Source organism: Leisingera sp. ANG59, from assembly GCF_013317235.1.
In the GTDB taxonomy this organism is placed as follows: Bacteria; Pseudomonadota; Alphaproteobacteria; order Rhodobacterales; family Rhodobacteraceae; genus Leisingera.
In genome coordinates this window covers 1-26,428 of sequence record NZ_WLCM01000019.1, presented here as the reverse complement: position 1 = coordinate 26,428, position 26,428 = coordinate 1, and the positions used below count along the sequence as shown (strand labels likewise).

Here is a 26,428-nt window from a genome sequence, read left to right as displayed (position 1 = left end):
GCGAACGGTTATGTGCCCCGCGAGGCATAAGTTTCTGTGATTAAACCACCTGATTTTCTTTAACGTCACATCGCACAGGCGAAGCATCAAGCGCATCCTCTTATTCTCTTAATCCAGAATGGAGGTTGCCATGTTGGAACGCTTTTTCGTCAAGCCGCATACTATCGACCGGATTACCGAATGCTGGCTTGGGCCGCAGATCGAGCAGTATGTGACGGCCCTCGCAGACCGGGCCTATGCGCCTCGGAGCATCCACCGGCGCGTGCCCTTGCTGGTGAAGTTCGCGACATTCACAGCGGCCAAAAATGTCAAACAGCTTGAACAGGCAGAGAACTTCATAGAGCCGTTCATCGCTGATAGGTTGTCAGGCCGCAACTCTGACCGGTCCGTCGGCGCACATCGACGCGACCGCAACTTTGTTGCTGGTGTCATGCGGCATTTTTTCAGCCTGGTCCTATGGGAAGCAGACAGCGACCGTACCAGACCGCCACTGCCTGATCCATTTGCTGTCCAAGTTCCAGGGTTTTTTGATTATCTCCGCGATGAACGAGGACTGCGGCAAGGCTCCATCAAGCATTACCGGCATTACCTGCGCGTCTTCGAGCGGCACCTCGGCGAGATTGGCTGTGATCCTGGGGCGCTCACCTTACCGGTGGTGACGGCCTTCATCACGATCCAGGCGCAGCATTTCGGACGCACTTCGATGATCAGCCTCGCCAGCAACCTACGGGTGTTCCTTCGATACCTTCATCGGGAACGCATCCTTCAGCGCGACATCAGCAAGCTTGTCGAGATACCGCAGAACTACCGGTTGGCCGATATCCCTCGATCGATCAGCTGGGCCTCTGTCCAGAACATGCTTGATCAGGTCGACCGGCGCACTGTCTTTGGCCGCCGTGATTACGCCATGCTGTTATTGATGGCCGTTTATGGGCTGCGTGCCCGTGAAGTGGCACTGCTGACACTCGACGATATCGACTGGAAGCGCGACCGGCTGCATGTGCGCGGACGCAAGGCCGAGCACAGCACCACATACCCGCTGGCACCCATCGTAGGCGAGGCCATCGTGGATTACCTCAGGAACGGGCGGCCCGACGTTCAAAGCCGACAGCTTTTCTGGCGCCACTTGGCGCCCCAATTGCCACTAACCCACTCGGCGGTGTCCGCCACGGCCAGCAAGTATCTTCATCGGGCCGGCATTCCAGTCAGCCGGCCCGGATCACATACACTCCGTCATGCCTGCGTCCAACGACTGGTCGACAGAGGTTTTCCGCTCAAAACCATCGGCGACTATGTCGGACATCGCGCCGCCTCTTCGACCATGATCTACGCCAAGGTCCAGGTCGGCGACTTGCGTGAAGTCGCCCAGGGAGATGGGGAGGACCTGCAATGAGCCCCCGGCTTCCCGAGCCATCAAGCCCGCTCGCGCCCTACATCGTCGCATTCGTTCGCCACAAGCGCGCGCTCAACCGGCGTTACGACGTAGAGGATAAGGTGCTGCGGATGCTCGACGGCTATCTGAACAGGCAAGGCGTAACGAGCCTGACCGGGATCACCCCGTCGCTTCTCGATGCATTTTTCCTGAGCCGCCCGCGCACGCGGCCGCGAAGCTTCAACCACCTTGTCGGCGTTGTCGGCCGACTGTTCGAGTGGATGGTCGAACATGACTATATGGATCACTCCCCCGTCACGATGAAGCCGCGCCGCAGGGGGAATCCAAGGCCGCCTTGCATCCTGGACCTGCGGACCGCTCAACAGCTCATTGACCGCGCCGCAAAGCTCCCAGACCGGAACAATGCTCCGCTTCGCGGCCCCTCCTATGCCACGATCTTCAGCCTGCTATTCGGGCTCGGTCTGCGCGTCGGCGAGGTTGCACGCCTGCGCTGGCAGGATGTCGATCGGGACCGTGACGTCCTGACCATTCGCCAGACGAAGTTTTCCAAGTCGCGGCTTGTTCCCATGGGGCCGCACTTGGCACAGCGCCTTTATATGTTCATGGCGTTGCGTTCTCAGCACCGGGTTTCGGTTGCCGCCGGAACACCGGTGTTTTCTTTCCAGCGGGATCAGCCTGTAAGCCCCGGCACGATCAGCGGCATTTTCCGGTCACTGGCCGATCAGATGGAGATACCGGTACCGCCAGGAGGAACCCAGGCTCACGTGCATGATCTACGGCACAGTTTCGCGGTAGGACGCCTTCTGCGTTGGTATCGCGACGGGAGCAATCCCACCGACAAGCTGGTCAAGCTCTCGACTTTCATGGGGCATGTGGATCCAGCCTCTACCACGGTCTATCTCACCGTCACTGCCGATCTCCTGGAAGCCGCTAGTCAGCGCTTCGAGCGCTTTGCAGCGCCGCTATCGCGAGGGGCCTGCTCATGAGTACCGTTGGCAGCCTTGTTTACCAGTTCTTCGAACTCCATCTCAAAGCCGAGAAGGGGCTGGCCTCAACCTCGATCCGGAGCTACCGCGACGGAATCCGGTTGTTCCTTCTTTTCCTTGCCAGGAGGAACCGGCGCCCGATCAGCAAGCTTCAACTAATCGATCTCAGCGCTGACAATGTGCGGGCCTTTCTCGCCCATCTTGAAGCCGAGCGCGGCAACAGCATCCGATCGCGGAACCACCGGCTCGCAATGTTGCATGGGTTCTTCGCTTATGCCGGCGGCCAGGAACCGGCGCTGCTGCCGGAAGCCGAACGCGTCGCTGCCATTCCCAGGAAGCGCACGCAGCCGGCGGCCACCTATTATCTCGAACGCGACGAGGTCGAACGGCTTTTCAATGAATTGCCGCGCGACGGAAGGTTGGCCATCCGCGACAAAGCCCTCCTCATGTTCCTGTATAATACCGGGGCCCGGGCAACAGAAGTTACAGGACTGACCGTCAAACAGCTGGTCTTGACGTCCTCACCGCGCGTGAACCTGCACGGAAAAGGCGACAAGTGGCGGATCTGCCCATTATGGCCCGAGACCGCTCGCCTGCTTGGCGACATGCTGCGCGTCAGACACCCGGTTGCGACGCCGGCCAGCCGGGTCTTCCTCAGCAATGTCGGCCAGCCGCTGACACGCTTCGGCCTGTACAAAATTGTACGGCGACATGGCGCGGGCATTCGTATCGGCAATGGTCAAAGGCCCATTTCTCCACATGTTTGGAGGCACACGACGGCCGTGCATCTACTCGAATCCGGAGTTGACGTGAACGTTATAAGGGCTTGGCTCGGCCACGTTAGCCTGGATACGACAAACCGGTATGCCGAGATCAATATCAGAATGAAGCAGGAGGCGCTGGAAGCTTGCCATGTGCCTTTGGCCTCTTCGGTGGGACCTCCCCGAAGGCCAGTTTGGCAGAGCGAGCCAAAACTGCTCGAATGGCTCGCCGGCCTCTGACCGTTATGTGCCCCAATGTAAGCGCTACAGTCGAGAAAGATTGGGCCAACAGACAGCGGGGCACATAACCGTTCGCGCCACAAAACTATGACAATATGCGCACAGCGGTTGACCAGGCCGGCAAAGGCAAGAACCGCCAGATCAATGCGCGCTGCCTGGCAATGGCCAGCCACTATGTCTTCGAGCCGGAATTCTGCAACCCGGCGGCGGGGTGGGAGAAAGGCCAAGTCGAGAAGAATGTCCGGGATTCCCGCCACCGGCTCTGGCAGCCGGTGCCGAACCATCCAGACCTGGCGGCCTTGAATGCTTGGCTGGAGGGCCGCTGCATAGAGCTTTGGAGCGAGATCCCGCACGGCTCGCGCACGGGCTCCGTCGCTGACGTCTGGGCCGAGGAGACGTCCGTGCTGATGCCGTTTCCTCCAGTCTTCGACAGCTTTGTCGAACAGAGAAAACGTGTACCCCCAACCTGTCTGATCACCTTCGAGCGGAACCGTTACAGCCTCCCCGCCTCTTTTGCGAACCGGCCTGTCAGCTTGAGGATCTATCCGGAACGGCCAATGCGGAAACCGCGTATCACTGGAGCGGCCTGGTCTGCCTGACCCGCGGCCTCACCCCATATGCCGGGCGGATCGGGGACTGGCGGCGCGCCTGGACCGGGCTCGGCTATCACGGCGGCGGCGTGGCCATGGCGACCTATACCGGGCGGCTGCTGGCAGGACTTGCGGCCGGCAAGCCCTGCAAATCGCCCTTGCCCCAGCTCATGCAGGCGCAGCCTGCAGCTTTCCCCCTCCCCAAGTTCCGCCGCCACTGCCTGCCCTTAGCTTACACATGCTACGGTGCAATGGATTTGCATTAGGATTTCTCAGCCTTCCCGCAACTTGCAATGCTCCCAATTCCGCGACAAAGCCGGATCGCGGATGGTTTTGGCGCCCTGAATGCACCAGAGGTGCGGCGGGAGGCGGCGGCGTCGCTGGTGGTATTGATTTCGGAGGTGCAGATGGTTCCGGATGCTGATGCGCCGGGCGGGCATCAGCTTGAACTTGTTGGGGAATTGGCGGGGCTGATGGCTTTGGGGAGCCCTGAATCGAAAAAGCCCCCGCGTTTTGCGGAGGCTTGGTCGGAAGCGTTGGTTGCGGGAGCAGGATTTGGACCCTGTTTCATCCAAGCCGTATAACACGCGGGGGAAAGCCCATCCGGTTCTCCGAAGGCCCCAACGACCCCACTCAAAGCGGATGATCGCTGCGGGCGCTGCTTTTGGACTACCGAGCGGCAGCTATGCGCAGGTAGCTGACTTTGCACAGCCTGGCGCAGTCACCGAAGCGGACATCCGGATAGACATTGAGGTTGGTAGCTTTGAGCCCAACTTGTACCTTGGGATTTTCTCGCTGCGCGCGCTCGCAGCAGCAAAATCGCCGCGACTGCATCTTGTTCGGCGCCGCTGCGCGGCGTGAAAACCAGCCATTCAAGCGTGCTGCAGCGAGATCTGAAACCCGAATTTACATGTCGCCGGACAAACTCTGAATTCGCTGCGCCTGCGCCAATGACTGCTATGACTTCAAAATGGAGGTGGCCGCGTTCTCAACGGGCTGGATTTCACGATGGATGAATTTCTAGTCGCCATCCGATTGAATGTTTCCAGCAACGGGTCCAGTTCGCCTAAGCGCTGACGTCAGACAGTCTGCTTGAAATTGGCCCGCGACTATGGCCCGACGCATGTTTCACTTGCAAATTTCATCTCGCCTATATGGCCACGATACTCGGCGCAATTTCCTTCGATGATCGGTTTACCTGGTTGTCTGCTTTGGCGGGATCGGTTCTCGTAGTGACTTTGTTCATGCGCAATCAGGACGAGCTGCACCACTCATTGCACGGACGGCGGCTCAGCCCTTAAACGTAGGATTCTGCCTCTTCCGGCACCAGCCTCCAGGGTCGAGGAGTTTTGTGGCCGACCCCCACAGGCATGAAATGGGAGCCGACTATACCAGAGATACTGGTGTTACGCTGCGCTCTAGGAACTGAGACTGAAAGTTAAGAAGTTCGAATTCCCATCAGTCGCTTTGTTGCCTCAGAGCATCGATCACGCTGTGACAGTAAGATCGTACGTATCGATATTTCGGCGAAGATTTTTCAGAAACGAATAAGAACAGTCCAGTTCTTCATTCGCATGGCTCAGATAATAATTGTCCTTGGTCAGCGTTACCCTGGCTGTACGTTTGTTGTCCGGGTGCAGGCAGTACGGAATGGACAGCAGTCCCGAAGCGAAGGCCATAAGTAGGGCTTGGGAGAGGTCCGGATCCAGCTGAAGGACCTGATCTATCAGAGTGGAGGCCTGTGACAGAATGCGCCGATATTCATCCCTGTCAAAAGGAAGCCCAGACCCTGTCTGAGGGTGGCGCAAGATCTGCGCAGCGAACTCCATAGACGCTACATTTTCGCGGATCGTTGGAATACGCTTGGACTCTACTGGTGTCTTCAGAATGATACGTTGAACGCCAGCTTGTTTTGCGACTCTGAGCGCGTCGGTGGAAATCCGGCGGAAGCCGTCCAGGCTTTTGGGAAAGAACCCCATGAATACGTATAGTACCAAATGGTGTTTGCCTTGTTCAAAGAAATCTGCGGCCAGATGTTTCAATGCAGTTGCAGCAGCGAGATCCTGAACTGGCGATATGCCCTGAGCGTACGAAAACGAAACCGTGGAAACCCCGTGATCTTGCAAGAACAAGCCTTCAAGTATGTTCAGCGCAATCAGGGTTACCGGATCGCACATCTGCCCCATCATGCAGCCGGCAAAGGACTCCACATGAGAATGCGGGGAAGATGTTGACAGAGAGCGGCTGGCCACAGCCCAATCTGCGAGCGCTTTCTCCAGCGGCACCCGGGAATAGGGCAGGCAATAGGAAACAGGGCCTCCCTCGGTGGCGGAAACACCAACTTCGCCCATACGCTTGAAAATTTGCGTTGGGTCAGGCGAACCATGACGGATCTGAACCGGTAGATTGCGGGTTTGTTCGATATCTTGCAGCATCCTGCGCGTTACTGCGGGCGGATGGTTCACAATTGGGTACCCGTTCAGCGCGGCTCCTTGCTCAATGGACCGCCCTGCCGCCTGAAAATTATTCACGCGGGTAAAGGCATCCAACGTTATGGTGCAAACCGAGTTGGCGTTTGCTTGGGCGGTTGCTTGCAGACCTTGAGACATGAGCTGCGGATCACTGAACCCCATCCTGGGTTGGACGACAGGGCCGTATTCTGCTGCGCTTTCGAGCACGTGTTTGTTGAAGTCGAGCAATTTGGTTCTCCAGAAAATTGCCGGGACGGGTTGCCCGTCCCGGTTACGGCATAGTGCCTTCAGGCCGAGGCCCTGTGCATTGCGGAAACAGGCTGAACTGGCATGCTGGCGGGAGGCGTCAGCAACAGTTGGAAGCGGTCGAAACTGTTCATGACGCTGTCGTCGAAAACTTCGTCGAACCCGCAGTCTTTCAGAGCTGCGGTATGGTGCGCGATGATTTCGGGGTCGGTTTGTGTGCAGATTTTTCCGCCGAGAAACAGCTGGCCATTGTGTGTTGCGCTTGCTCGGATTCGTTTGGCCAGTTCCTGGGCCTCAATATAGGCGTGCCCGTTTGTCGAGCTGATCACCACCATGTCGTAATAGCCGGTGTGGAGTGCCTTTTCGATGTCATGCAACGGCGTGTTGGGACCAAGATTGCTGACGTCATACCCGTTTTCTTCCAGGAAGAATTCCATAAAGACGAGGTTCCAGCTGTGTGAGTCCGAGGGAATGGTGGCCAGCAGGGCTTTTTTGTTAAGAAGCATGTCAAAATTCCTTATGTTGCGGGTTGGGTTTCGTAATAAGCGCGGGCTGCGCGGAAATTCTTGAAGTTCACGGTCACCGCTGTGAGGTAGCCCCAATAGTCTTGGTAGTTGGACGGATAGGGTTTCGAGCCGGCTTCCAGATCACGCTCGCGGGCGGTGATATAGTTGGGCCAGTCTTTGGATTTCGGCCGACGGTGATGGAAGTCGTGACACGGGGTATCGCCGACCATCACGAAGATGCGGATGAACAGATGGAAGGTCAGCATTTTGCCGGCCCAAACCGCGATGCGGATCATTCGTCCGAACCGGCCGGTGCCGTGGGGGATCTTCAGCTCTTCACCAATGAAGACGCCGGTGGTGCTTTCTGAAATGAAGTCGATCCCGCGGCGTTCCAGAATGTCGACACTTGGCCAGGTATGTTCGGCCGCAAGGCGGAACGTCGTGCTGATGTGATAGCCGGCAAACACCGGAACGACCCAGGCCACCAACAGGTATTGCCACAGATTCAGTGCTATTGCAGCGGCCGTCAGCACCGTCCAAAAGCCTATTGTCAGCACTGCCACACGCCGGTTCGGGCCTGCCGCGGTTGCATAGATACGCTCGATCGAGGATCTCAAAATCACCGCCGGCGACAACGCCCGTGCCGTCAATTTGAACCACATCATTGCGACGCTGTCTGACGGGGTGAGACCGACAACCCCTTGGAGGAAGGAAAGAGTATCGTCGTTTTCCGTCAGAAGCGTTTTGTGATCGTGATGCAGCAAATGCTCCTTTTTGTAGATGTCGAATGGCTTGAGCATCATCAAGCCGGAGATCAAATGCCCGCCCCGCATGTTCGCTTCGCGGCTGTCAAAGACCATATTGTGAGCGCAGTTGTGACAGATCATCACCTGCATTTTCTTGATGCCGGAGGTGGTCAGCACAAAGCCCAGCAGCCACAACAGAAAGCTGCCGGAAGAAAAACCAGCAGCGGCACAGGCGATGCCGCACAGCAACGTGAGCGAGGTTGTGGCGATATGGTAGCCAGGGGTTCGTGTCTGTGTCTTCTCCAGCTCCTGTTTCAAAGGTTTCGCTGTGAGCCAGCTCCAGAAAGGCTGCGTGAATTCCGGCAGCTCCTGCATTGAATTTCTAATCATTTTTTATTCCTCAATTTCGCCGTGGCTTGAAAGTTGACGAGATGATTTCCGAAAGGAATAGAAAAAAATAAAATTCCGTTTTCCATTTTTGGCAGGCAAGGTTCTGGGGCCTGGGCCGCTGTAAGGAAGGCGTTTGCAGGGTCGGATCGGCCGCCGACTTCCTCAACTCACAGCTCGATATTACATCATAAAAACAATAGATTAACGTTGCAACTGCGATGGAGATAATGCTGAAGGGTGCCACTCTGCATTTTGCACACCTTCGAGACACACCCCTATAGTGCAATATGTCAAGGAGACGACCCTTCGCTCCGTATTTCATTTCTGAAAAACCAAATTCCAATAACTTGCCTAAATTGAAATTCCCGCAAGGGGTAATGTTGGGCAGTTGCATTAGAAAATCGGTGATTCAACATGGAAAAAATGACTAGCATCGTATTCGACAGCGCCGGACCGCCCAGCGTCTTATACGCCATTGACAAGGAGCTGCCGCAGCCAGGCCCCGGAGAGGTTTTGATTGAAATGACCTCGGTTGGAGTGAACTTCATTGATGTCTATCTCAGATCGGGGCAGCTTCCCGGGGAGCTGCACAGCCAATCCGGTATCGGCGTCGAGGGGGTCGGACGGATCGCCGCCTTGGGTGGCGGCGTGCAGGAGTTTTCAATCGGCGACCGGGTGGCAACAGTTGGCGGTGCGCCCGGTAGCTATTCGACCCATCGGCTGTTTCCGCAGGAGCGTGTGCTGCCGCTGCCCGCCGAGGTTGCGGATGACATTGCTGCAGCGCTGCTCTTCAAAGGGCTGACGGTTGAATACCTGATCAACCGGTGCTTTCCGGTGCAGGCGGGTCAGACGGTGCTGTGGCATGCCGCAGCCGGCGGCATCGGGCGGATTGCAGGCCAATGGCTGATACATAAGGGCGCCAATTTGATCGGTGTGGTTGGCAGTGAAGACAAAAGGGCAACCGCCGAAACAAACGGGTTTGACAATGTCCTGCTGAGCAGTTCCCCAAGCTTCGGGGAAGATGTGCAGGCCTTGACCGGCGGGCAAGGGGTGGACGTTGCCTATGACAGCGTTGGTGCCGCAACCTTCGACCAGTCTCTGAAAGCCCTGAAACCTCGCGGCACTCTGGTCCTGTTCGGCAATGCCTCCGGTAAGGTGGACGGCTTCGACACATCACGCCTGGGAGCGCAGGGATCGGTTTACCTGACCCGGCCGTCGATCGCCCATTACATCGCCGACCAGGATGAATTCCGCATGGCTGCCGGGACCGTACTGACGGCGATCAGAGAGGGCATCATCCGCGCTGGGAAAATCAACCGGTTCGAATTGAGTGAGGCCGCTGAGGTCCATCGAGCGCTGGAAGGCCGCCAGCTGGTAGGCCCCACGATCATGAGCCCGGCGGCGGCAGCACGCAAAGGAGGGCAGCATGCAAAGGTTGAATAACACGTTTCCGTTCATTTTCGTCTGGCTCTGGAGCACAGGGTTTATTGGCGCCAAATACGGGCTGCCTTACATCGAGCCGCATTTCATGCTGACGATCCGTTTCGCCTGTGCCATCGGACTGCTTTTCCTGCTGGCGAGGCTGTTCCGGGAACGCCGCTTGAGCACGCCCGAAAAAGGCGGGCAGATGCTGGTCGGTATGCTGCTGCACGGCGCCTATCTGGGGGGTGTGTTTTACGCCATCAAATCCGGCATGTCGGCGGGCATTGTGGCGATTATCGTCGGGCTGCAGCCGCTGGTGACTGCGCTGTTTTCCCGTTTCTGGCTGGCGCAGGGGCTGCAGGGGCTGCAGAAACTGGGCATGTGCATAGGCTTTGCCGGCACGCTTTTGGTTATTGCCGGGTCAGGGAAAATCGGCGAAGGCGCGGTCAACCTGGGTGGCTTGACGGCTTGCATCATTGCCCTTTTGGGAATTTCGGCGGGGTCGATCCTGCAAAAGAGAGCGGGCCAGGGGCTGCCGTTGCTGGGCGGGGCAACCTATCAATACGTCGGCGCAATTGCAGTTGTCTTTGCTCTGTCGATGGTCACTGAAACCCAAAGCGTCACCGTGACGCCTCAGCTTGTAATGGCAATGTCCTGGCTGGTCCTCGGACTGTCGGTCTCGGCTCTGCTGCTGCTAATGGTGGTGATCCGGGCTGGCGAAATCGCTCAGGTTGCAAGCTACTTCTATCTGGTGCCGCCGGCCACGGTTCTGCAGGCGTGGATCCTGTTTGGCGAACGGCTGGGAGGGCTCTCGATCGCGGGCTGCCTGATTACCGTACTGGGGGTTTACCTCGTCATCTCGACGGATGGCCTCGGAAAGAAAATTGCAAACTGGCTGCAGGCACCTGCCGCCTCAAAAATCTCTGAAGGAGCGTGAGTATGGAACGCTATAGCCAAATTTTGAACCGCCTTGTGCAGCAACATCAAGCTGCTGACCGGCCTGTCTGCCACGTGAAGTCTCGGGATGAATTTGCTGAATTGGTTGATGTCGGGCTGGATAGTCAGAACGGCAGCTCCCTGGCGGAAATCGAACAAGCTCTCTCGCAGTTCCTGGCCTTGAACCCGGACGTGTCGCAGCTTGGCTTTCACAAACAGCTGTATTCCGGCGTTAGCATGCCCGCGGTTCTGGGCGATTGGGTGGCTTCGCTCAGCAATGCGGTGATGCATACCTTCAAGGTCGGACCTGTTGCCAACCTTATGGAGATGGAAGTCATCCGCCAGTTGAACCAGCTTGTCGGCTTCGACAACGGGGAGGGGCTGATGGTCAGTGGCGCAAGCCAGGCAAACCTGGTGTCAATGATGTTGGCTCGGCATTCGGTTTGCCCGGAGATCAAAGCAGAAGGCTATGCAGGCAAACAGCTTGTAGCCTATGTTTCGGATCAGTCGCACTATTCCATGCGCCGGGCAGCCAATGTTCTGGGCATCGGTGAAAGCAATCTGATTGGAGTCGCCAGCGACGCTGAAGGCAGGATGTGCCCGTTGGCACTGGAATGTGCCATCGAAAACAGCAAGCGGCAGGGCAAGATCCCATTTTATATCGGGCTGACAGCCGGAACCACTGTTTTGGGTGCCTACGATCCCGTCAGTGCCTGTCTCGAAGTTGCGGAACGGCATGATGTCTGGCTGCACATCGATGGTGCATGGGGCGCGCCCATCCTGTTTTCCGATCAGCACCGGCATGTGCTTGCAGGCTGCGAGCGTGCCAATTCTTTCACTTGGGACGCACACAAGTTGCTCAATGTGCCGCTGACAGCAGGAATTATCCTAACCCGTGACAAGGGCCTGCTAAAATCGGCGACCTCGGGTGGTGGTGAAAACTACCTGTTCCATGCTACGAGCGACCAGCTTCCAGAACTGGGAGAATTGTCGCTCCAAAGCGCGCGCCGGGCGGATTGCCTGAAAGTCTGGACGGCTTGGAAGGCTGCTGGGATGAACGGGTTCAGAAGCAAAGTGGACCACTTGATCGATATGCGGCGCCAGTTTGTAAAGCTGCTGAAGGGGCATGAGGCTTTTGAGGTGATCGCACCAGCTGAATTCCTGAATGTCCTGTTCCAGTACCGCCCCAGCTGCGCCATGGACGAACCCGCGATTTCTGATTTGAATATCAGGATTTGCGCCTATCTCGCAGAGACCGGTGAAGCATTTATTGATTACGCGTCCTTTGGGGGCCAAACCGGAATCCGGATGATCTTGGCCAACCAGGAGGTCAACCAAAGCTATCTGGATGACCTATGTCGGCGTATCCAGGAGGTTGGGGAAATGCTGCTGAGCGAGGCTGCCCGGGAAAAGGTCCCTGCCAGCCTGATGAAACCAGAACCGCCTGCAGGATCACGCAGCCTGGCTGCACACTAAGCTCGATTGATTATCATGGAGTGCAGCTTCTATGCACTCCATGACAGCGTCCACGTGCAGATGACCTTCGGTCTCAGAATTGCGCATAAGCCACAAACCGGAGTTCAAGGGCGGACAGTCGCGCAGCACATGCACCAGATCATGCCGGGCGGCGGCAAATTTCGGAACCACCCCAATGCCAAGCCCCTCAGAGATCGCTGCTAGCTGTGACTGAAGGCTGGACATTTGCATCCAGAGCTCTGCACCCCTGGTGGCTTCGTCCAGCCATCTTGCCAGCGGGATATGGCGAAAGTCATCACACCAGCCAATAAAGGGGATGGTATCGTATTCCCGTTGTTCTAATGCCGTTCGGTGGCGGTCGAAAAACTTTGGTGAGCAATATGCGGCTTGGGTTATCTGTCCCGCACGCCGGACCTTGTATTGCCCTGACGTTGGAGCGCTGAGGCGAATAACGATGTCGCTGGCGTGGCCGGACAGTTTGATGTTTTGCACGCTGTTCAGGAACTCAAACGCAATATGAGGATTGTCTTTTTGAAAGCAGCTCAGTGCAGGCAGGATGATATGAGTGCCGAGCAGCTCGGGCAGATCTATGCGGACGACACAGCGTTTGTCGGTGTCTCCGCTGCTGGCCTGCCGCATGATGAAACCCATCTGGGCTTCGGTATCCATGGCGATGGGCAGGATTCTTTCCCCTAGAAGGGTTAGGTAATACCCCGTCGTGCGCCTGTTGAACAAAGCGCCGCCAAGCGAGTCTTCCAGTTCGGATATCTTTCTCGAGGCAGTGGAAGCGCTGATCCGCAGTTCAGTTGCTGCGTCAGTCAGGTTCTTCTTTCTAGCGACCGCGCAAAACACCTTCAGGTTGTTCCAGTTCAATCTTTGCTCCCAGGTTTTGGACGAAATCATATTGTTGGGGTTACTTTACGCAATTTGACGCACGTGAAAAGTGTGTTTCAGCTCCAACTAACGCGTAAAGGGAGGCGGATATAGATCTTAGCCTGTTCTTGGTTCTGAACAAGCAACATATTCTCGTATTTGAATGTTTTGCAACGGCACAAACGGCGATTATTGGCGCAATGCGCTTGTTTTCCGAGACCATTAAAAATCTTGTCATACAATCTCTTGGCAAAACGCACTTTGATTTGTCGCGGTTTTGGACGAACAAAGTAGTGCGGACATTCATGCAAAGCGCAGCATCAAACAGTTTGGGCTCTCTGCTGCCCAATGCGTCTGCAGCGTTTCCCAAAGAAAAAAGCAACCTGACAGCGGCCATTCAAACCACCAGTAAACTGAGGCGTCAGCGCTGTGCTGATGTTTGGGTTTGGCGGGAGGATTGGAGGGCGCACAATGCCAAGAGTCCAACTTCCCGCTGTCACCCCGAAACGAAGAGCCTGGAACAAGGGCCGGATCATCGGCCAGAAACGGCCGCTTTTGCCGAAACAGGTCTGGGCGATCCGCGCGCGGCTCGAGCTGGCGGGCAACCTGCGCGATCTTGCGCTGTTCAACGTGGCCATTGATAGCAAGCTTCGCGGATGCGATTTGGTGAAACTGGCCGTCGCCGACCTGGTGAGGGATGATCGCGTTCGCGAACGCGTGTCCGTGATCCAGAGCAAAACCAAGCGGCCAGTTCAGTTTGAACTCTCTGAAAACACGCGGGATACCATTGCCGCATGGATCAAGTCACCGGAGATGCTCGGCTGCCGTTTCATGTTTCCCAGCAGGTTTCATGACCGCCCGCATATCTCAACACGCCAATATGGCCGGCTTGTGAGGGATTGGGTGGCCGCGATTGGGCTGGAGCCCAGCGGATACGGCACCCATTCGCTGCGCCGGACCAAAGCAGCGGAGATATACCGCAAAACCGGAAATCTCAGAGCGGTTCAACTTCTGCTCGGACATACCAAGGTTGACAGCACAGTCAGATATCTTGGCGTCGAACTTGAAGATGCGCTGAGCATCGCCGAGCAAATCGACATTTGAACCATCTTGGCGGGCGGCTCGTGCCGTTCGCCAATCCGAAGCGGACCTGCATTCGCATCGCAGCGGTGGGTTGGATCGAGCCCAGAAAGACTGATGCTGCGAAATGGTCGAATGACTGCTCTATTCTGAAAGCTCATCTGACAACCACGCCAATAGCGGCTTGGTCATAGGGTGCAGCTTACCGCCCGATCCTTGATACACCGCGAGTTCGGCGGGATGCACAACAGTTTCACGGCAGGGCCGGATCAACTTTCCCTCGTCTATCATTCCTTGCACCGTGCGCTTCCAGCCAAGGGCCACGCCTTGCCCTGCCACTGCCGCCTGTAGAACGATAGGAAAACTGTCAAAATGTGTGAACCGCTCACTTGTCTGGGCAACACCAAAGGCCTCAAACCAGTCCGGCCAATCCATCCAGTCCTGCGGGATGACTCGGTGGGACAAAAGTGAGTAAGCCGCTAAATCGTCGGGATCGAGAGGTAAAGTCGATGGATCAATCAAGCTAGGAGCGCAGACCGGAAAAATCTCGTCCGACACAGTGAAGGCCAGCTTTGCGGTTCCTGACGGCCTGCCTGTTGTTTGGATCGCTACATCGAACGGGGTTTGCGCCTCCGTCAACGGCTTGAGCGCACTCATGACGCGCAGCTCGGTGCCGGGATGCCGTTCATGAAAGCGGGCCAACCTCGGCATCAGCCAGTAAAACGCCTCGCAAAGCTGGCAATGCAGGATCAGTTCATCCGAGCGCCCATCGCCGCGAATATACGCCACCTCAGACGCGATACTGGACAAAGCTGTGCTGACCACCTGTCCCAATCTGCGCCCTTCGCCTGTCAGGAACACCGCACGGTTTCGGCGCTCGAACAAGGTGGTCCCCAGATCACTTTCCAACTGCGCAATCTGTTTGCTGATCGCTGTCTGAGTCATGCCCAGCTCCGCCGCCGCCAGCGAAAAGCTTTCGAGACGAGCCGCAGCCTCGAACGGCTTGAACCGTGATAGTGGTGGCAGGTTCCGCAACTGGTTATCCATGATCTGTGGTCATGCAAAGTGTTCTGAATCTCTTTTTTCTCAACGCATCATATATGATTTATGTCGCCTTGAAACATCGGCCCCCAATTTGGTGCCGATCCCGATAAATGGAAAGCAGGACACGCAACCGTGACAGTAGCGGCAAAGACTTATGACACCGAACGGGCTGTACTGGCTGTGGTGATTGCGGTTCTGGCCTTGTCGCTGGGGGACGCGATCATCAAGACGTCCAGTCTCACCCTGCCGCTTTGGCAGATGTATGTTCTTCGTTCCGCGTTGGTCCTTCCGATCCTATACTTGCTTGTCTGGAAGAATGGTGTCCGCCCTTTCGAGTCATTGGGATGGGTTGTTGCGCGAAGTGTTCTGCTGGTCCTGATGTGGTTGAGCTACTACGTGTCCCTCCCGCTCATGCCGCTCTCGCTGGCCGCTGCGGCCTACTACACGTCCCCGATCCTGATCACGGTGCTTGCCGCGATGCTGGCCCGCACATGGCCCGCACCACGCGCCCTCGTGGCGATTGCCCTCGGGTTCGGCGGCGTCATCCTCGTCTTGAGACCGGACACGTCGGAGTTTCAGGTCACAACGCTTTTGCCGGTTCTTGCAGCGTCCCTCTATGCCTGCGCGATGGTCCTGACCTCTGCCAAATGCCGCGATAATGATCCGTTTGCCATGGCGCTTGCGCTGAACATCGCGTTCATCATTGGCGGTCTGATCCTCAGCCTGTTTGCGGGACAGAAAGAATCGATCATCTTCGGATCGTGGCAACCCGTGGAATTGAAACTGTTTGGCATCGTTACAGCCCTCGCAGCCGTGATCCTGATCGGCAGTGTGGGTGCCGCCATCGCCTATCAGAATGGTCCCCCCGCGACCGTGGCCGCGTTCGATTACAGTTACTTGGTGTTCAGCCTGATCTGGGGCGGATTGTTCTTCGGTGAATTGCCGGACACGCTTTCTCTGGCTGGCATTGTCATCATTGTAGGGGCAGGACTTCTCGCCCTGCCGTCAAACAGAAGTAGAATTAACGCTAAGGATATATGATCTTGGAACTCGAACTCTGGCTTGCTTTCGTTGCCACCTATACCGTCATTTCAATCATTCCCGGCCCAAGCGTTCTTGTCGTCACAGGCTTGGCTTTGTCGCGAGGAACAAAAGCCGCGTTTCAGTGCATTGCGGGTGAATTGGTCGGCGGCGTCGTTCTTGTGGCGCTTTCCCTGTTCGGCGTCGGTGCCATTCTGGCCGCTTCCTCTGAATTGTTCCAAATCGTTAAGTGGGCGGGCGTTGTGTATATGGCGTATCTGGGTATTTCACAGATCATCCAAGCGCATCGGGAAGATGTAACCCTACAACTTGATGAAACATCGGTCAGCGGCATTTCCAGCGCCAGGGCCGGGTTCTTCACTGCCGTCCTGAACCCGAAAGCCATCATCTTCTACGTGGCATTTCTTTCACAGTTTCTCGATCCTACAGCAAATACCTACACTCAGTTTGCCATTGTCGTTGTGACTTCAGCGGTTATCGTCGGGGTCGTTCTTGGCGGGTATGCACTACTGGCCGCACAAGCTCACAAATCTTTCCAGAGTGCACAATCGCGGCGGCGGTTCGGATACACAGGTGGCGGGTTCCTGATCGGTGGAAGCGTATTTATGGCGGCAACTCGATAGCGACGAAATCTGCCATTTGTTGAACAGCTCACTGAAGGGGACATTCGCGAATTTGCAGCGAAGGTTTGAAAAGTCCCGCTCTTCGATGGTCGATCCACGTTGCGGCGAAAGGGAGGATTTGACTTGTCCTCTCGGACTGACTTTCAACGGCCGGTTTGGCGACACATGCTGCTTCACAGTGAAAACCACGCCGCACCCACGAGCGAATGCTGCGTCAGCAAACACCGGGAAGGGCAACGGCAGCAAAGTCCGGCGTCCCTTCAGTTCGATGATGGTTGGTGGCTGCACCTGCGGCGAAGGTCTGCTCCTTCCATTGCTCGTGCAGCATGGGATCGCCGCCCGGTGGGCAGATCCCCAGACTTTGCAAATGTCTCTATCTGCGCATCACTGCCACTGGTGCTGACCGCAGCATTTGAGGCAGTGCGCCGTGGCGGTTCAATGACCGCTCCGGGCTGGGTGCAGCCGATCCGCCCCATGCGATCCAATCCGATGACAGGTGCAGTTTGCGAGCTCCTCCCCGATTAGACCGGTGCCTCGCTCTGCAGGTGGGTAACCGTCCGGTCAGCCCGCACTAATAACGGCTTGCTCTGAAGCATAAGATGCGGCCAACAGTCTTAGGCTGCAAGCTTCCAAAGCGGGGAACTGCTGGACGCAAATTTTTCGTAGCACGGCTCAAATGATTGCTCGCCTGCCATTGTTCAGACAACAGAAACTGAAAAGGTCGCGATAGTAGTCGTCTTTGATGATCTCGTGAAATTTGCGGCGGTGCCAATCAATTGAAGCCTTGCGCAGCTGCANGGTAACCGTCCGGTCAGCCCGCACTAATAACGGCTTGCTCTGAAGCATAAGATGCGGCCAACAGTCTTAGGCTGCAAGCTTCCAAAGCGGGGAACTGCTGGACGCAAATTTTTCGTAGCACGGCTCAAATGATTGCTCGCCTGCCATTGTTCAGACAACAGAAACTGAAAAGGTCGCGATAGTAGTCGTCTTTGATGATCTCGTGAAATTTGCGGCGGTGCCAATCAATTGAAGCCTTGCGCAGCTGCATTAGGCGGCCATCCGAAAGGTCATCCAGCACTTGCATCTCATCTTTGACACGGGAAGACCAACGCGAGAGGGTTTCATCTCTGGATTGATTTCGGTTCCGTTTCTGCCAGAATGTCTGATCGACGCTACGGTTGGCCTGATGTGCGCTGCCTTTCCATGACTTGATGACGAAACTCGCGGCATCTCGGACGACATAATGGTTGACTTGGGCAAAGGCGAGCTGACCTGGGTCTGTACTTTGGAAGTTCCGCTGTTCAAATTGCTGTTCAGTCAAGCCCGAGGCATTGATGGTCTTTACTGTATCGTTTGATGCATCGAGCGGGACCGGCATGTGAATACCTGGCCGCTGGAAACGGGAGCGGCGAAACAGGGTTTTGAATGGCCGGAAATCCTTGATACTTTCTTCTCGTGGCGTGGCGAGCTGGAACCGTTCTGATACCAGATCGGGTGTTATGTCAGTCAGGCCGGAATTTCCGAACATTGCCCAATTGACATATACTTGGTCTGCTTCCGGAAGCTTCTCGAACCAGTCGTCAAGTGTTTCCAGCGGGGGCTGCAAGCACAGGAACTCGTCCATATCAAGCGCCATGACCCAATCGCTCCGCAGGTATTCGGGCTGCCGCACCGCCCGCCTGTAAGCTTGGATCTGGTGCTTGCCTTTGCCGGCGCGATTATACTTGTAGTTCACGAGTCCCAAGTCACTCAGGCAACTAAGTATCTCATGAGTGCAGTCATCCGAGTCGTTCTGGAAAATGATGAAATCATCGAAACCTATCAAACGGTGATAAGCTATCCATTCAAGAAAATATGGGCCTTCATTCTTAGCGGTTGTCACAAGCGTGAAACGGTTGCCGTTTTTCATATAATTGCCTGCTATTAAATTATGCCCTTCCGGTAGATCTGCTCTACCGTGATTGAATGGGCGCTGTCACTCTGCCCGCACAGCGTAACGCCACGGCATCAGCTCGTCGAGGCGAGTGATCTTGTGATCCGCAATTCGGGCGAGAACCCAAGTGAGCCATGCTTGTGGATCTACGCCGTTCATCTTGGCAGTTTCGATCAGGGTATAGGCGATGGAAGCCGCTTTTCCGCCGCCCTCGGAGCCGACGAACAGGTAATTTTTGCGGCCTATCGCAATTGGCTTCATCGCCCGCTCCGCGGAGTTGTTGTCAAGTTCCAGGATGCCGTGATCCAGATAGGGGCACAGCTTCTTCATCCGCGTCAGAGCATAGCGGATGGCCTTGGCCAATTCGGATTTGCCCGGAATCCGTGCCAGCTGCGCGGCCAGCCAGGCTTCCAGATCATCGAGCAGCGGCTTTGACCGGGATTGGCGCAGTTGGACGCGCTCCTGCGGCGGCAATCCGCGGGCGTCCTTTTCCACGGCATAGAGCTCAGCAATCCGGCGGATCGCTTCTTCGGCAACGGCCAGCCTCTGCGATTGGAACACATCGACGAACTTGCGGCGGATATGCGCCATGCAGGCAACCTCGCGGATTGCACCGGACCGGTAAAGTTCGTTGAAGCCGGTATAGCCATCCGCGTGCATCCAACCGTTGTAGCTGGCCAGATGCGCTGAGGGATGCTCGCCTTTGCGGTTAGAGGTGAACCGGTACCAGGCGGCAGGCGGGTCAGCTCCGTTCCATGGGCGTTCATCCCTCACATAGGTCCAGAAGCGGGCCGTGGCGCACTTGCCCTTTGCCTGCATGCTGATGGGAGTATCGTCGGCAAATATCGCTTGCCCCGCTTTGACATGACGGCCGATGGCATCAGCCAAGGGTTCCAGCAGCGCAGCAGAGCGGCCAACCCAATCCGCCAGGGTGGACCGGTCCAGATTGATCCCTTCCCGTCCGTAGATTTGCGATTGCCGGTACAGAGGGCAGTGGTCCGCATATTTGCTGACCAGGACATGGGCCAGGAGACCCGGACCGGGACGTCCGCGCTCGATGGGACGCGATGGAAGTGCTGATTGAATGATCAGGTCGCAATCCCGGCAGGCCATGCGCGGACGGACAATCCGGTTCACGATAAAGCGGCCAGGGACGTATTCCAGCTCCTCGGTGACATCTTCCGAGAGAGTTCGCAGCATGCCGCCGCATTTGCAGGTCTCGCCCGGTGTCAGCACTTGGTCGAACCGGGGCAGCTCCGGCGGCAGAGGCTTGCGTTTAGGCTTGGCCTTCTGGCTCTTTGCATCACCATCAGGAGCATCTTCGATGGCAACCTGCGCCGCCGCTGTCTCTTCCTCATCCAGCCGGAGTTGAAGCTGATCCAGGCTTTCCGACTTTGATCCGAACCGGTGCCGGTTATGGCCAGCAAGCTGGTGTTCCAGTTTGGCAATCTTCAGCGCCTGCGCCTTCACCAGATCGAGCAAACCTTCCGCTGTGTCGCGGAGCTCGCCGGGATCAGAAGGCAGTGTTTTGGGCGCATCCAGCATGGGCCGAAATATACCCTGGCTATGGCGGGATGGGAATCCTACAGCTCTGCTATCGCGGGAAAATTACCAGCCGTCAGTGGCTTCCAGGTCTTCTGCGGCAATCGCCAATCGATCCCTTCCAGCAGCATCGACAGCTGAGCCGGTGTCAGGCTGATCTTGCCGTCTTTCGCAGAAGGCCAGACAAACCGGCCCCGCTCGAGCCGCTTGGAAAACAGGCACGCCCCCTGGCCATCCCACCAAATGACCTTCAGCAGGTCCCCCCGCCGTCCCCGGAATACGAATAAGTGCCCGCAGAACGGATCTTCCGCCAGCACCTTCTCAGCCAGTGCCGACAGCCCGCCGAACCCTTTGCGCATGTCCGTGACTCCGGCGGCCAGCCAGATCTTCGTGCTTGCCGGAACCGGGATCACGCCGAAAGCTTCCGGATCAGTGCGGCAATCGCATCGGGATCAAATCCGCCCTGAACCTTCAGGCGGTGGCCGTTGGCAAGCTCCACCTCGATCTGCGCCCCGGCATCTGGCGGGGCTGAAGCAGGCTCAGCATCTAAAACTTCGACCGGCAGGAACCGGGTGACGGGTTCTTCTTCAGCCTCGGCCGCAAACCGGGGTTCTTTCAGCCAGTTGAAGACCTGATTGGCATTCACATCGTAGCGCCGTGCAACCTGGGCAACCGATACACCGGGCACCCGCGTCTGCGCGCAAACCATACGCTTCTCGTCTTCAGACCAATTCCGACGTCTGCGCCGCTTTGCCATGCCCAACCTCGATAATGTCCACTTGTTCGCTAATGGACATTATCCCTCACTAACGAGGGCCGTCAGTGCGGGCAGGCCGGACGGTTACNGCCGCAAACCGGGGTTCTTTCAGCCAGTTGAAGACCTGATTGGCATTCACATCGTAGCGCCGTGCAACCTGGGCAACCGATACACCGGGCACCCGCGTCTGCGCGCAAACCATACGCTTCTCGTCTTCAGACCAATTCCGACGTCTGCGCCGCTTTGCCATGCCCAACCTCGATAATGTCCACTTGTTCGCTAATGGACATTATCCCTCACTAACGAGGGCCGTCAGTGCGGGCAGGCCGGACGGTTACCTCTCAAGTTTGAAACATCCAGGTAGAAAGGAAATTTTTTGTCGTACTGGATGACTTTTGGTGATTGGTGTCATGCCACGTACTGGTTCTTGAGACTGCTTTTGCTTTTATGGGACCGGTTCAAATAATCAGAAAAGATGCCCCCTGTTGGGGGCATCACCACTTTGACCACTTAGGTTGAAAGCTACGGCTACCACGGCGTTTCGTGAGAAAATCATTATCTAAGTTCAGCTCCCAAGGCATGCGCTCAACACCCATAGTGATAGCCAATCGCACTACATCTCGCTTGGTCATTTGCATGATGCCAGCGAACTCAGCTAACTCAGCATCCATCTCGGTTGATATTCGTATCGACCTGATGACCGTCGGAAGAGCATCTGTCTTCAAGATCTTAGGCTGTGGTACCGATGAACCAATCGCTTTGTGCTTACGTTCCGACAGGTCTTGGGTAAGGTTAGCACGCAAAAACTGGCCAATCAGATCCCGCAGAACCTCAGCCTTTTCCCTCTTTGCGACTTTGGGAATCTTGGCCTGGAGAACAATCTCTCGATTTTGACGTAGTGAGCGACCCAAAACTTATTGCAAACGCTCCGCAATCCAAAGCTTGATTAGCGATTGCCGTGTCACGCCGAGGTGCCGAGCTTGCTTGTCCAGGCCCTCCACGACCCACGCGGGAAAATCCACATTCACGCGCTTGGGCTGGTCGTTCGGTCGGCGCGCCTGGGACCAGTCGATTGCATCGCCCACGTCCTCACCGGCGTCGAATTTCTTGTCGAACTCAGTTGCCTTCATAGTAGCTGATCTCCTCTTTCCGGGCGCGGCGCACCGAGATGATACGCACCGCTTCGCCTCGCGGCGTCCAGACAGCCGCCCAGTGCTTGCCCTCGATCTTCCCAATCGAGATGAAGCGCGGTTCATCCTCGGTCTTGGCGGGCGCTTCGAGCATCCATGGGTCATCCCAAAGGGCCTGCGCCTGATCGAAGTCGATGCCATGCTTCGACAGATTCGAGGCACTTTTGGCGGGGTCATACTCAAAATCCATGCTTGAATATGGTATAATAATTATCCACTTTCAAGAATGGTTCTGTTTGGCCACCGCCGCCATCTTGGTCCTCCAATAACCAGATCGGGAAACAAATGCCTCACGACCGCCACGAGAATGCTCCCTCTGATTGCTCGTCCCGCTTCGACTGCGGGAATTACGAGGTCAGCTCCGAGACCCTGACCGATGCGGAAATCTGGGACCGGACGCCGCCAAAGCGGCAGCATATGCTGCCGCCGGATTTTGCGGAACGGTTCGGCAGCTCCCAAATCCCTGACTGACATCGCCCGCCAATAGGCAGGGGAAGGCAGGGATTTGTCGCCCGCTGAGCGGGCGAATAGCAGGAGGTCCAGGAGGGCGCAGCACCTCCGGCCCATGGCAATTAGCGGAGCGGCTCGGAGAGAATTGCCTAGTGGGTTGTCATTTGAAATGACAATTCTGTCGCTCTCCGCTATCACCGCCCCATGTTCAAAGCTGCCATCCGCGTCAACAAGCTCTCCACCATCGCCCAGCTTCGCGGGGCGTCCCTCCATGCGCAGCGCCACGACGAAACCGGCAAGGCGCGGGTCCGGGATGATGCGGAACCCGGTTTCGGCCTTGCCTGGTCGAAGGCCGAGAACGACCGCGACTATCTCGCCGCCTTCAAAGCCCACAAGACCGAGCTGGGGGCCGGCGAGCGGAAGGGTGCGCCGCTCTGCTTGCAGGCCATCTGCGTGGTCTCCCCTGAATGGGTGGAAAAGGTCGGCAGCCTGCATGACCCCGACAACCCGCGCAACCGCCAGCTCTTTGACCAGGCAAAGGCATGGGCCGAGGGCTGGGGCGGCAAAGGATCGGTGATCGCCACCCGCCTCGATCTTGATGAGAAGGGCGGCGCCGTGGTCGATGTGCTGGTCTCCCCGGTCCGGGAAAGCCGGGGCAAGCCGGTGATCTCGACCAACAAGGCGCTGCGCGAGCTGAAGGAGGCCACAGGCGAGCGGAATGAATACTCTGCCTTGCAAACGTCCTGGGCCGATTGGTGCCGCGAGCATCTGGACCCTGAAATCGTGCGCGGCACCCGGAAAGAAATCACTCAGCGCCAGCACCTTTCCCCGGAAACCTATGGGGCGGTCATGGACAAGGCCCGTGAGAGCGTCAGAGCGCCCTCACAGGGGCTGTGGGATGCCATCCGGGACACAGACCTCTCAGAACGCGACACAGAGGCCCTGAGCGACTTTCTGATGCTCAAGGGGGAGATTGCCCGCCACAAGGTCCAAGGGCGCTCCTACGAGCCTCCTGAGGGCGCTCTGGAGCTGGATCGCGTGAGGGGAGATCCCCAAACGGATCCCTGGCCTTTGATCCGGGCTGTCAGGTTAGGGGCAGAGCGTGTGTTTGAAGCGGCCCATGGGGTCGGCATGGGACTGCGGGCGAACATGGGTGACGGGTATGAGTCCGGGCGTGAGTTCTTCCCCAGCCTGTCCGACCGGATGCACCTGGCGGCAGTGGTGGCGAAGTGCGGAGCGTTTTGCGCCAGGGTCGAGGCCGTAGTCAAAAATATGCTGCGTCCGGAGGCAACCCAGATCGATGAGCAAATCTGCTGGCCGCAGGAGGCACTGGCAGAGGTGGAGCGGCATGAGATGAATCTTGGCCTGGCAGCTCCTGCGGTTCGGAAAGAACCCTCGGCAGAACGGGAAACTGATCTCACCGAGCGTCCCAGCCCGGAACGGGATCGGGGACCGAGCCACGGTCGCTGACCGCTAGTGTTAATAGTGTTACCTACGGAGTATGTTACGGGGCCAAAATATGCCCCTAACCTTCTGTTTAAAAAAAAGGAAATTATCCACAGGGTTCCGAAACTAACGAATTTGGGTTCCGAAACTAACGAATTTGGGTTCCGAAACTAACGAACGAATTTCACCTCAGATTCGGGTCCTGATATAACGAACTTGACGAGCCCGCCGGTCCTGTCCAATGCTGGTTCCAGATATAACGAACCCAACTAGGCGAATGGATGCCCCTGCTCCCCGACAGACACCCCCAAAAGGATTTCTTCATCCTCGACATTTCCGATGTGGTGCCGAAGGACGACATGGCCTCGATGGAGCACCCACTGTTCTCGCTCGCCACCAAGCCAGACATGCGCCACCTAGAATATCGCGGTGGCGACAACCGGCTGAAAATCGTACCGTCCGGGGTCGGTCTGCCCACGATCTTCGATAAGGACATTTTGATTTTCTGCGTGAGCCAGCTCATGCACCGAAAAAACCGGGGCGAGAAAATCGGCAAACGAGTGCGTTTCAGCGCCCGTGAGCTGATGATCACTACCAACCGCAAGACGGGTGGGGTCGAGTATCAACGCCTGGAACAAGCGTTCCAGAGGCTCATCGGGACGACCTTCCAGACCGATATTCAGACGGGAAACAAGCGCGAGACACGTTTTTTCAGCCTGCTGGAATCGGGTAGCGGCTTCGTCATGAAAGAAGAGGGCAAGTGGCGGCTCGACTACTGCGAGGTAATCCTGTCCGACTGGGTGATGCGCGCGATCGAGGGCGACGAGGTTGTGACGATCTCGAACGACTATTTCCGCCTTCGCCGCCCCCTAGAACGCCGCCTGTATGAGATCGGCCGCAAGCATTGCGGAGGTCAGCCAAAGTGGCAGGTCGGCCTCGCCAAGCTTCAGGAAAAGACCGGCAGCAATGCCCCCCTGAAGAAGTTCCGGCTGAACATCCGCCAGATCATCGAGGACGATCACACGCCGTTCTATCGCATGGAGCTGACCGCCGAAGATCTGGTGATCTTCCGCCCCCGCTCACCGCAGAGCGACCTCCTGCCCGAGATCCGACTGCCGGAATGGGCCGAGGAAAAGGCACGGGGTATCGCCAGGGAGAAAGGCCTAGACTACTACGCCCTGCGCTCTGACTGGCTCTCCTTCGCCAAGAGCGAAACGACCAAAGGAAACCCGCCGAAGAACGCAGGTGCTGCCTTCGTCGCCTACTGCGGGAAGCAGGGCAGCTTGCGTTAACTTGAGTTCGAGGTGCCTCGCACCAGGTTTCCTTGGCGCTGCAAGGCGCAACACGTTAAACTGTTGCGCAACAGGCAATAAGAAACGTGGCGCAATAGCATGAAATACACACTATCCGAGGCTGCGAAGGCCACTGGGAAGAACAAGACAACAATCCAAAGAGCCATAAAAAGCGGAAAGATTTCAGCGGCCAAAGGTAACAGCGGTTCATATGAGATCGACCCATCCGAATTGCACCGCGTCTTCCCCCCCACCGCCACGCAACACGACGCGCAACACGAACAAAGCAACGTTGCGCGACAGGACAATTTAACCCCTACCAACAGAAACTTAGACCGCATTCTTGAACTGGAAAAAGAGCTGGCGGTCGCACGCGAGCGGGCCAACGGATTGGAGGCTCAAAAGGAGCAGATGACTGACACGATCAACGATCTACGGAAGCGCCTGGACAGCTCCGAAGGCCGTGTGACAGCACTTCTCTCCGACAACAGGCCAAAGCGTAGCTTCTTTTCCCGCTTACTAAATTAGGAAGCCATTACGTCGAAACACGATATTTTTTAATTATACCAATAGCTTATTGAAAATTGTAGTGTGACACTACTTAAGATTATCGGTGATTACGCACTACAAAAGCCCCCTGCTAGTATTCCAGAGCTGGGACGTAAGCTCTCGACCTACGCCCCATGCACCCGCAGCGAGAGGTGCGCTCTGTACATATGCAAAGAAGACCTTAGCAGCCTCTCAAGGTAACCGTCCGGTCAGCCCGCACTAATAACGGCTTGCTCTGAAGCATAAGATGCGGCCAACAGTCTTAGGCTGCAAGCTTCCAAAGCGGGGAACTGCTGGACGCAAATTTTTCGTAGCACGGCTCAAATGATTGCTCGCCTGCCATTGTTCAGACAACAGAAACTGAAAAGGTCGCGATAGTAGTCGTCTTTGATGATCTCGTGAAATTTGCGGCGGTGCCAATCAATTGAAGCCTTGCGCAGCTGCA

General features: G+C 56.8%; 26 protein-coding genes and 1 pseudogene. 15 read left to right on the top strand and 12 right to left on the bottom strand.

Annotated features, from left to right (window positions below; translation table 11 throughout):
• Window positions 1–130 precede the first annotated feature (130 nt).
• From GKC28_RS16195 to GKC28_RS16175, 5 genes and pseudogenes are all read left to right on the top strand, one after another.
• Window positions 131–1,393: a tyrosine-type recombinase/integrase gene (locus tag GKC28_RS16195; RefSeq protein WP_174148053.1), complete on the top strand. Its 1,263-nt coding sequence runs from the start codon at window positions 131–133 to the stop codon at window positions 1,391–1,393.
• On the top strand, window positions 1,390–2,379 hold the full coding sequence (locus GKC28_RS16190; RefSeq protein WP_174148052.1) for a tyrosine-type recombinase/integrase: 990 nt from the start codon (window positions 1,390–1,392) through the stop codon (window positions 2,377–2,379). The genes GKC28_RS16195 and GKC28_RS16190 overlap by 4 nt, the downstream gene beginning before the upstream one ends.
• Window positions 2,376–3,380: a tyrosine-type recombinase/integrase gene (locus GKC28_RS16185; RefSeq protein WP_217434116.1), complete on the top strand. Its 1,005-nt coding sequence runs from the start codon at window positions 2,376–2,378 to the stop codon at window positions 3,378–3,380. Before GKC28_RS16190 ends, GKC28_RS16185 begins: the two co-directional genes overlap by 4 nt.
• An 86-nt stretch (window positions 3,381–3,466) precedes the next feature.
• A pseudogene (locus GKC28_RS16180) lies at window positions 3,467–3,934 on the top strand (IS21 family transposase); the annotation flags it as partial.
• Window positions 3,935–4,263: 329 nt separating this feature from the next.
• The gene (locus GKC28_RS16175) at window positions 4,264–4,554 is read left to right on the top strand and encodes a hypothetical protein (protein ID WP_254604272.1); all 291 of its coding nucleotides are present in this window, start codon (window positions 4,264–4,266) and stop codon (window positions 4,552–4,554) included.
• 903 nt (window positions 4,555–5,457) lie between these two features.
• Here GKC28_RS16175 and GKC28_RS16170 read toward each other — a convergent pair.
• The 3 genes from GKC28_RS16170 to GKC28_RS16160 are packed head-to-tail and all read right to left on the bottom strand — an operon-like array spanning window position 5,458 to window position 8,314.
• Window positions 5,458–6,669: a methylaspartate mutase gene (locus tag GKC28_RS16170; protein WP_174148051.1), complete on the bottom strand. Its 1,212-nt coding sequence runs from the start codon at window positions 6,667–6,669 to the stop codon at window positions 5,458–5,460.
• 59 nt (window positions 6,670–6,728) lie between these two features.
• Complete coding sequence (locus GKC28_RS16165; protein WP_174148050.1) at window positions 6,729–7,193, bottom strand: cobalamin B12-binding domain-containing protein; 465 nt, start codon at window positions 7,191–7,193, stop codon at window positions 6,729–6,731.
• A gap of 11 nt (window positions 7,194–7,204) precedes the next feature.
• The gene (locus GKC28_RS16160) at window positions 7,205–8,314 is read right to left on the bottom strand and encodes a fatty acid desaturase (RefSeq protein WP_174148049.1); all 1,110 of its coding nucleotides are present in this window, start codon (window positions 8,312–8,314) and stop codon (window positions 7,205–7,207) included.
• A gap of 438 nt (window positions 8,315–8,752) precedes the next feature.
• Between GKC28_RS16160 and GKC28_RS16155 the strand changes: the two genes are divergently transcribed.
• From GKC28_RS16155 to GKC28_RS16145, 3 genes are read left to right on the top strand one after another with little or no spacing between them, the layout of a single operon-like run.
• Window positions 8,753–9,772: a quinone oxidoreductase gene (locus GKC28_RS16155; protein ID WP_174148048.1), complete on the top strand. Its 1,020-nt coding sequence runs from the start codon at window positions 8,753–8,755 to the stop codon at window positions 9,770–9,772.
• Entirely contained in the window at window positions 9,756–10,688 is a 933-nt protein-coding gene (locus GKC28_RS16150) for a DMT family transporter (protein ID WP_174148047.1), read from the top strand. Before GKC28_RS16155 ends, GKC28_RS16150 begins: the two co-directional genes overlap by 17 nt.
• 2 nt (window positions 10,689–10,690) lie before the next feature.
• Window positions 10,691–12,163, top strand: coding sequence for a pyridoxal-dependent decarboxylase (locus GKC28_RS16145; RefSeq protein WP_174148046.1), 1,473 nt, complete (start codon window positions 10,691–10,693; stop codon window positions 12,161–12,163).
• Here GKC28_RS16145 and GKC28_RS16140 read toward each other — a convergent pair.
• Window positions 12,140–13,036, bottom strand: a complete 897-nt coding sequence (locus GKC28_RS16140) for a LysR family transcriptional regulator (RefSeq protein WP_174148045.1) — start codon at window positions 13,034–13,036, stop codon at window positions 12,140–12,142. The genes GKC28_RS16145 and GKC28_RS16140 overlap by 24 nt on opposite strands.
• A gap of 471 nt (window positions 13,037–13,507) precedes the next feature.
• On the opposite strand from GKC28_RS16140, the gene GKC28_RS16135 reads away from it, so the two are divergent.
• On the top strand, window positions 13,508–14,140 hold the full coding sequence (locus GKC28_RS16135; RefSeq protein ID WP_174148044.1) for a tyrosine-type recombinase/integrase: 633 nt from the start codon (window positions 13,508–13,510) through the stop codon (window positions 14,138–14,140).
• A gap of 120 nt (window positions 14,141–14,260) precedes the next feature.
• Here the strand turns inward: GKC28_RS16135 and GKC28_RS16130 are convergent, their stop codons facing one another.
• Window positions 14,261–15,163, bottom strand: coding sequence for a LysR substrate-binding domain-containing protein (locus GKC28_RS16130; protein WP_065269484.1), 903 nt, complete (start codon window positions 15,161–15,163; stop codon window positions 14,261–14,263).
• Window positions 15,164–15,292: 129 nt separating this feature from the next.
• On the opposite strand from GKC28_RS16130, the gene GKC28_RS26860 reads away from it, so the two are divergent.
• Both GKC28_RS26860 and GKC28_RS16120 read left to right on the top strand, forming a co-directional pair.
• A complete protein-coding gene (locus GKC28_RS26860; RefSeq protein ID WP_065269485.1) occupies window positions 15,293–16,201 on the top strand; it encodes a DMT family transporter in 909 nt (302 codons plus the stop codon).
• Window positions 16,202–16,203: 2 nt separating this feature from the next.
• On the top strand, window positions 16,204–16,824 hold the full coding sequence (locus tag GKC28_RS16120) for a LysE family translocator (RefSeq protein WP_065269496.1): 621 nt from the start codon (window positions 16,204–16,206) through the stop codon (window positions 16,822–16,824).
• Window positions 16,825–17,746: 922 nt separating this feature from the next.
• Here GKC28_RS16120 and GKC28_RS16115 read toward each other — a convergent pair.
• From GKC28_RS16115 to GKC28_RS16085, 7 genes are all read right to left on the bottom strand, one after another.
• Window positions 17,747–18,733, bottom strand: a complete 987-nt coding sequence (locus GKC28_RS16115; RefSeq protein WP_174148043.1) for a glycosyltransferase family 2 protein — start codon at window positions 18,731–18,733, stop codon at window positions 17,747–17,749.
• Between the two features lie 66 nt (window positions 18,734–18,799).
• Window positions 18,800–20,302 carry an IS66 family transposase gene (locus tag GKC28_RS16110; RefSeq protein WP_254604271.1) on the bottom strand — a complete coding sequence of 501 codons (1,503 nt, stop codon included), beginning with the start codon at window positions 20,300–20,302 and terminating at the stop codon, window positions 18,800–18,802.
• Window positions 20,303–20,340: 38 nt separating this feature from the next.
• Window positions 20,341–20,712 (bottom strand): IS66 family insertion sequence element accessory protein TnpB, encoded by a 372-nt coding sequence (gene tnpB / locus GKC28_RS16105; RefSeq protein ID WP_174148042.1) that lies wholly within the window; start codon window positions 20,710–20,712, stop codon window positions 20,341–20,343.
• Complete coding sequence (locus GKC28_RS16100) at window positions 20,709–21,056, bottom strand: transposase (protein WP_174148041.1); 348 nt, start codon at window positions 21,054–21,056, stop codon at window positions 20,709–20,711. The genes tnpB and GKC28_RS16100 overlap by 4 nt, the downstream gene beginning before the upstream one ends.
• A gap of 49 nt (window positions 21,057–21,105) precedes the next feature.
• The gene (locus GKC28_RS16095) at window positions 21,106–21,306 is read right to left on the bottom strand and encodes a transposase (protein WP_217434115.1); all 201 of its coding nucleotides are present in this window, start codon (window positions 21,304–21,306) and stop codon (window positions 21,106–21,108) included.
• A 664-nt stretch (window positions 21,307–21,970) separates the two neighbouring features.
• On the bottom strand, window positions 21,971–22,186 hold the full coding sequence (locus GKC28_RS16090) for a CopG family transcriptional regulator (protein WP_174148039.1): 216 nt from the start codon (window positions 22,184–22,186) through the stop codon (window positions 21,971–21,973).
• A complete protein-coding gene (locus GKC28_RS16085) occupies window positions 22,173–22,436 on the bottom strand; it encodes a BrnT family toxin (RefSeq protein WP_174148038.1) in 264 nt (87 codons plus the stop codon). Before GKC28_RS16085 ends, GKC28_RS16090 begins: the two co-directional genes overlap by 14 nt.
• Window positions 22,437–22,531: 95 nt before the next feature.
• Here GKC28_RS16085 and GKC28_RS16080 point away from each other — a divergent pair, with 95 nt between their 5' ends.
• The 4 genes from GKC28_RS16080 (at window position 22,532) to GKC28_RS16065 (ending at window position 25,962) form a co-directional block, all read left to right on the top strand.
• Window positions 22,532–22,717 (top strand): hypothetical protein, encoded by a 186-nt coding sequence (locus tag GKC28_RS16080; RefSeq protein ID WP_174148037.1) that lies wholly within the window; start codon window positions 22,532–22,534, stop codon window positions 22,715–22,717.
• 183 nt (window positions 22,718–22,900) lie between these two features.
• The gene (locus GKC28_RS16075; RefSeq protein WP_174148036.1) at window positions 22,901–24,166 is read left to right on the top strand and encodes a hypothetical protein; all 1,266 of its coding nucleotides are present in this window, start codon (window positions 22,901–22,903) and stop codon (window positions 24,164–24,166) included.
• A 257-nt stretch (window positions 24,167–24,423) separates the two neighbouring features.
• Complete coding sequence (locus GKC28_RS16070; protein WP_174148035.1) at window positions 24,424–25,434, top strand: replication initiator protein A; 1,011 nt, start codon at window positions 24,424–24,426, stop codon at window positions 25,432–25,434.
• 99 nt (window positions 25,435–25,533) lie between these two features.
• Window positions 25,534–25,962: a helix-turn-helix domain-containing protein gene (locus GKC28_RS16065; protein WP_174148034.1), complete on the top strand. Its 429-nt coding sequence runs from the start codon at window positions 25,534–25,536 to the stop codon at window positions 25,960–25,962.
• Window positions 25,963–26,428: the final 466 nt, after the last annotated feature.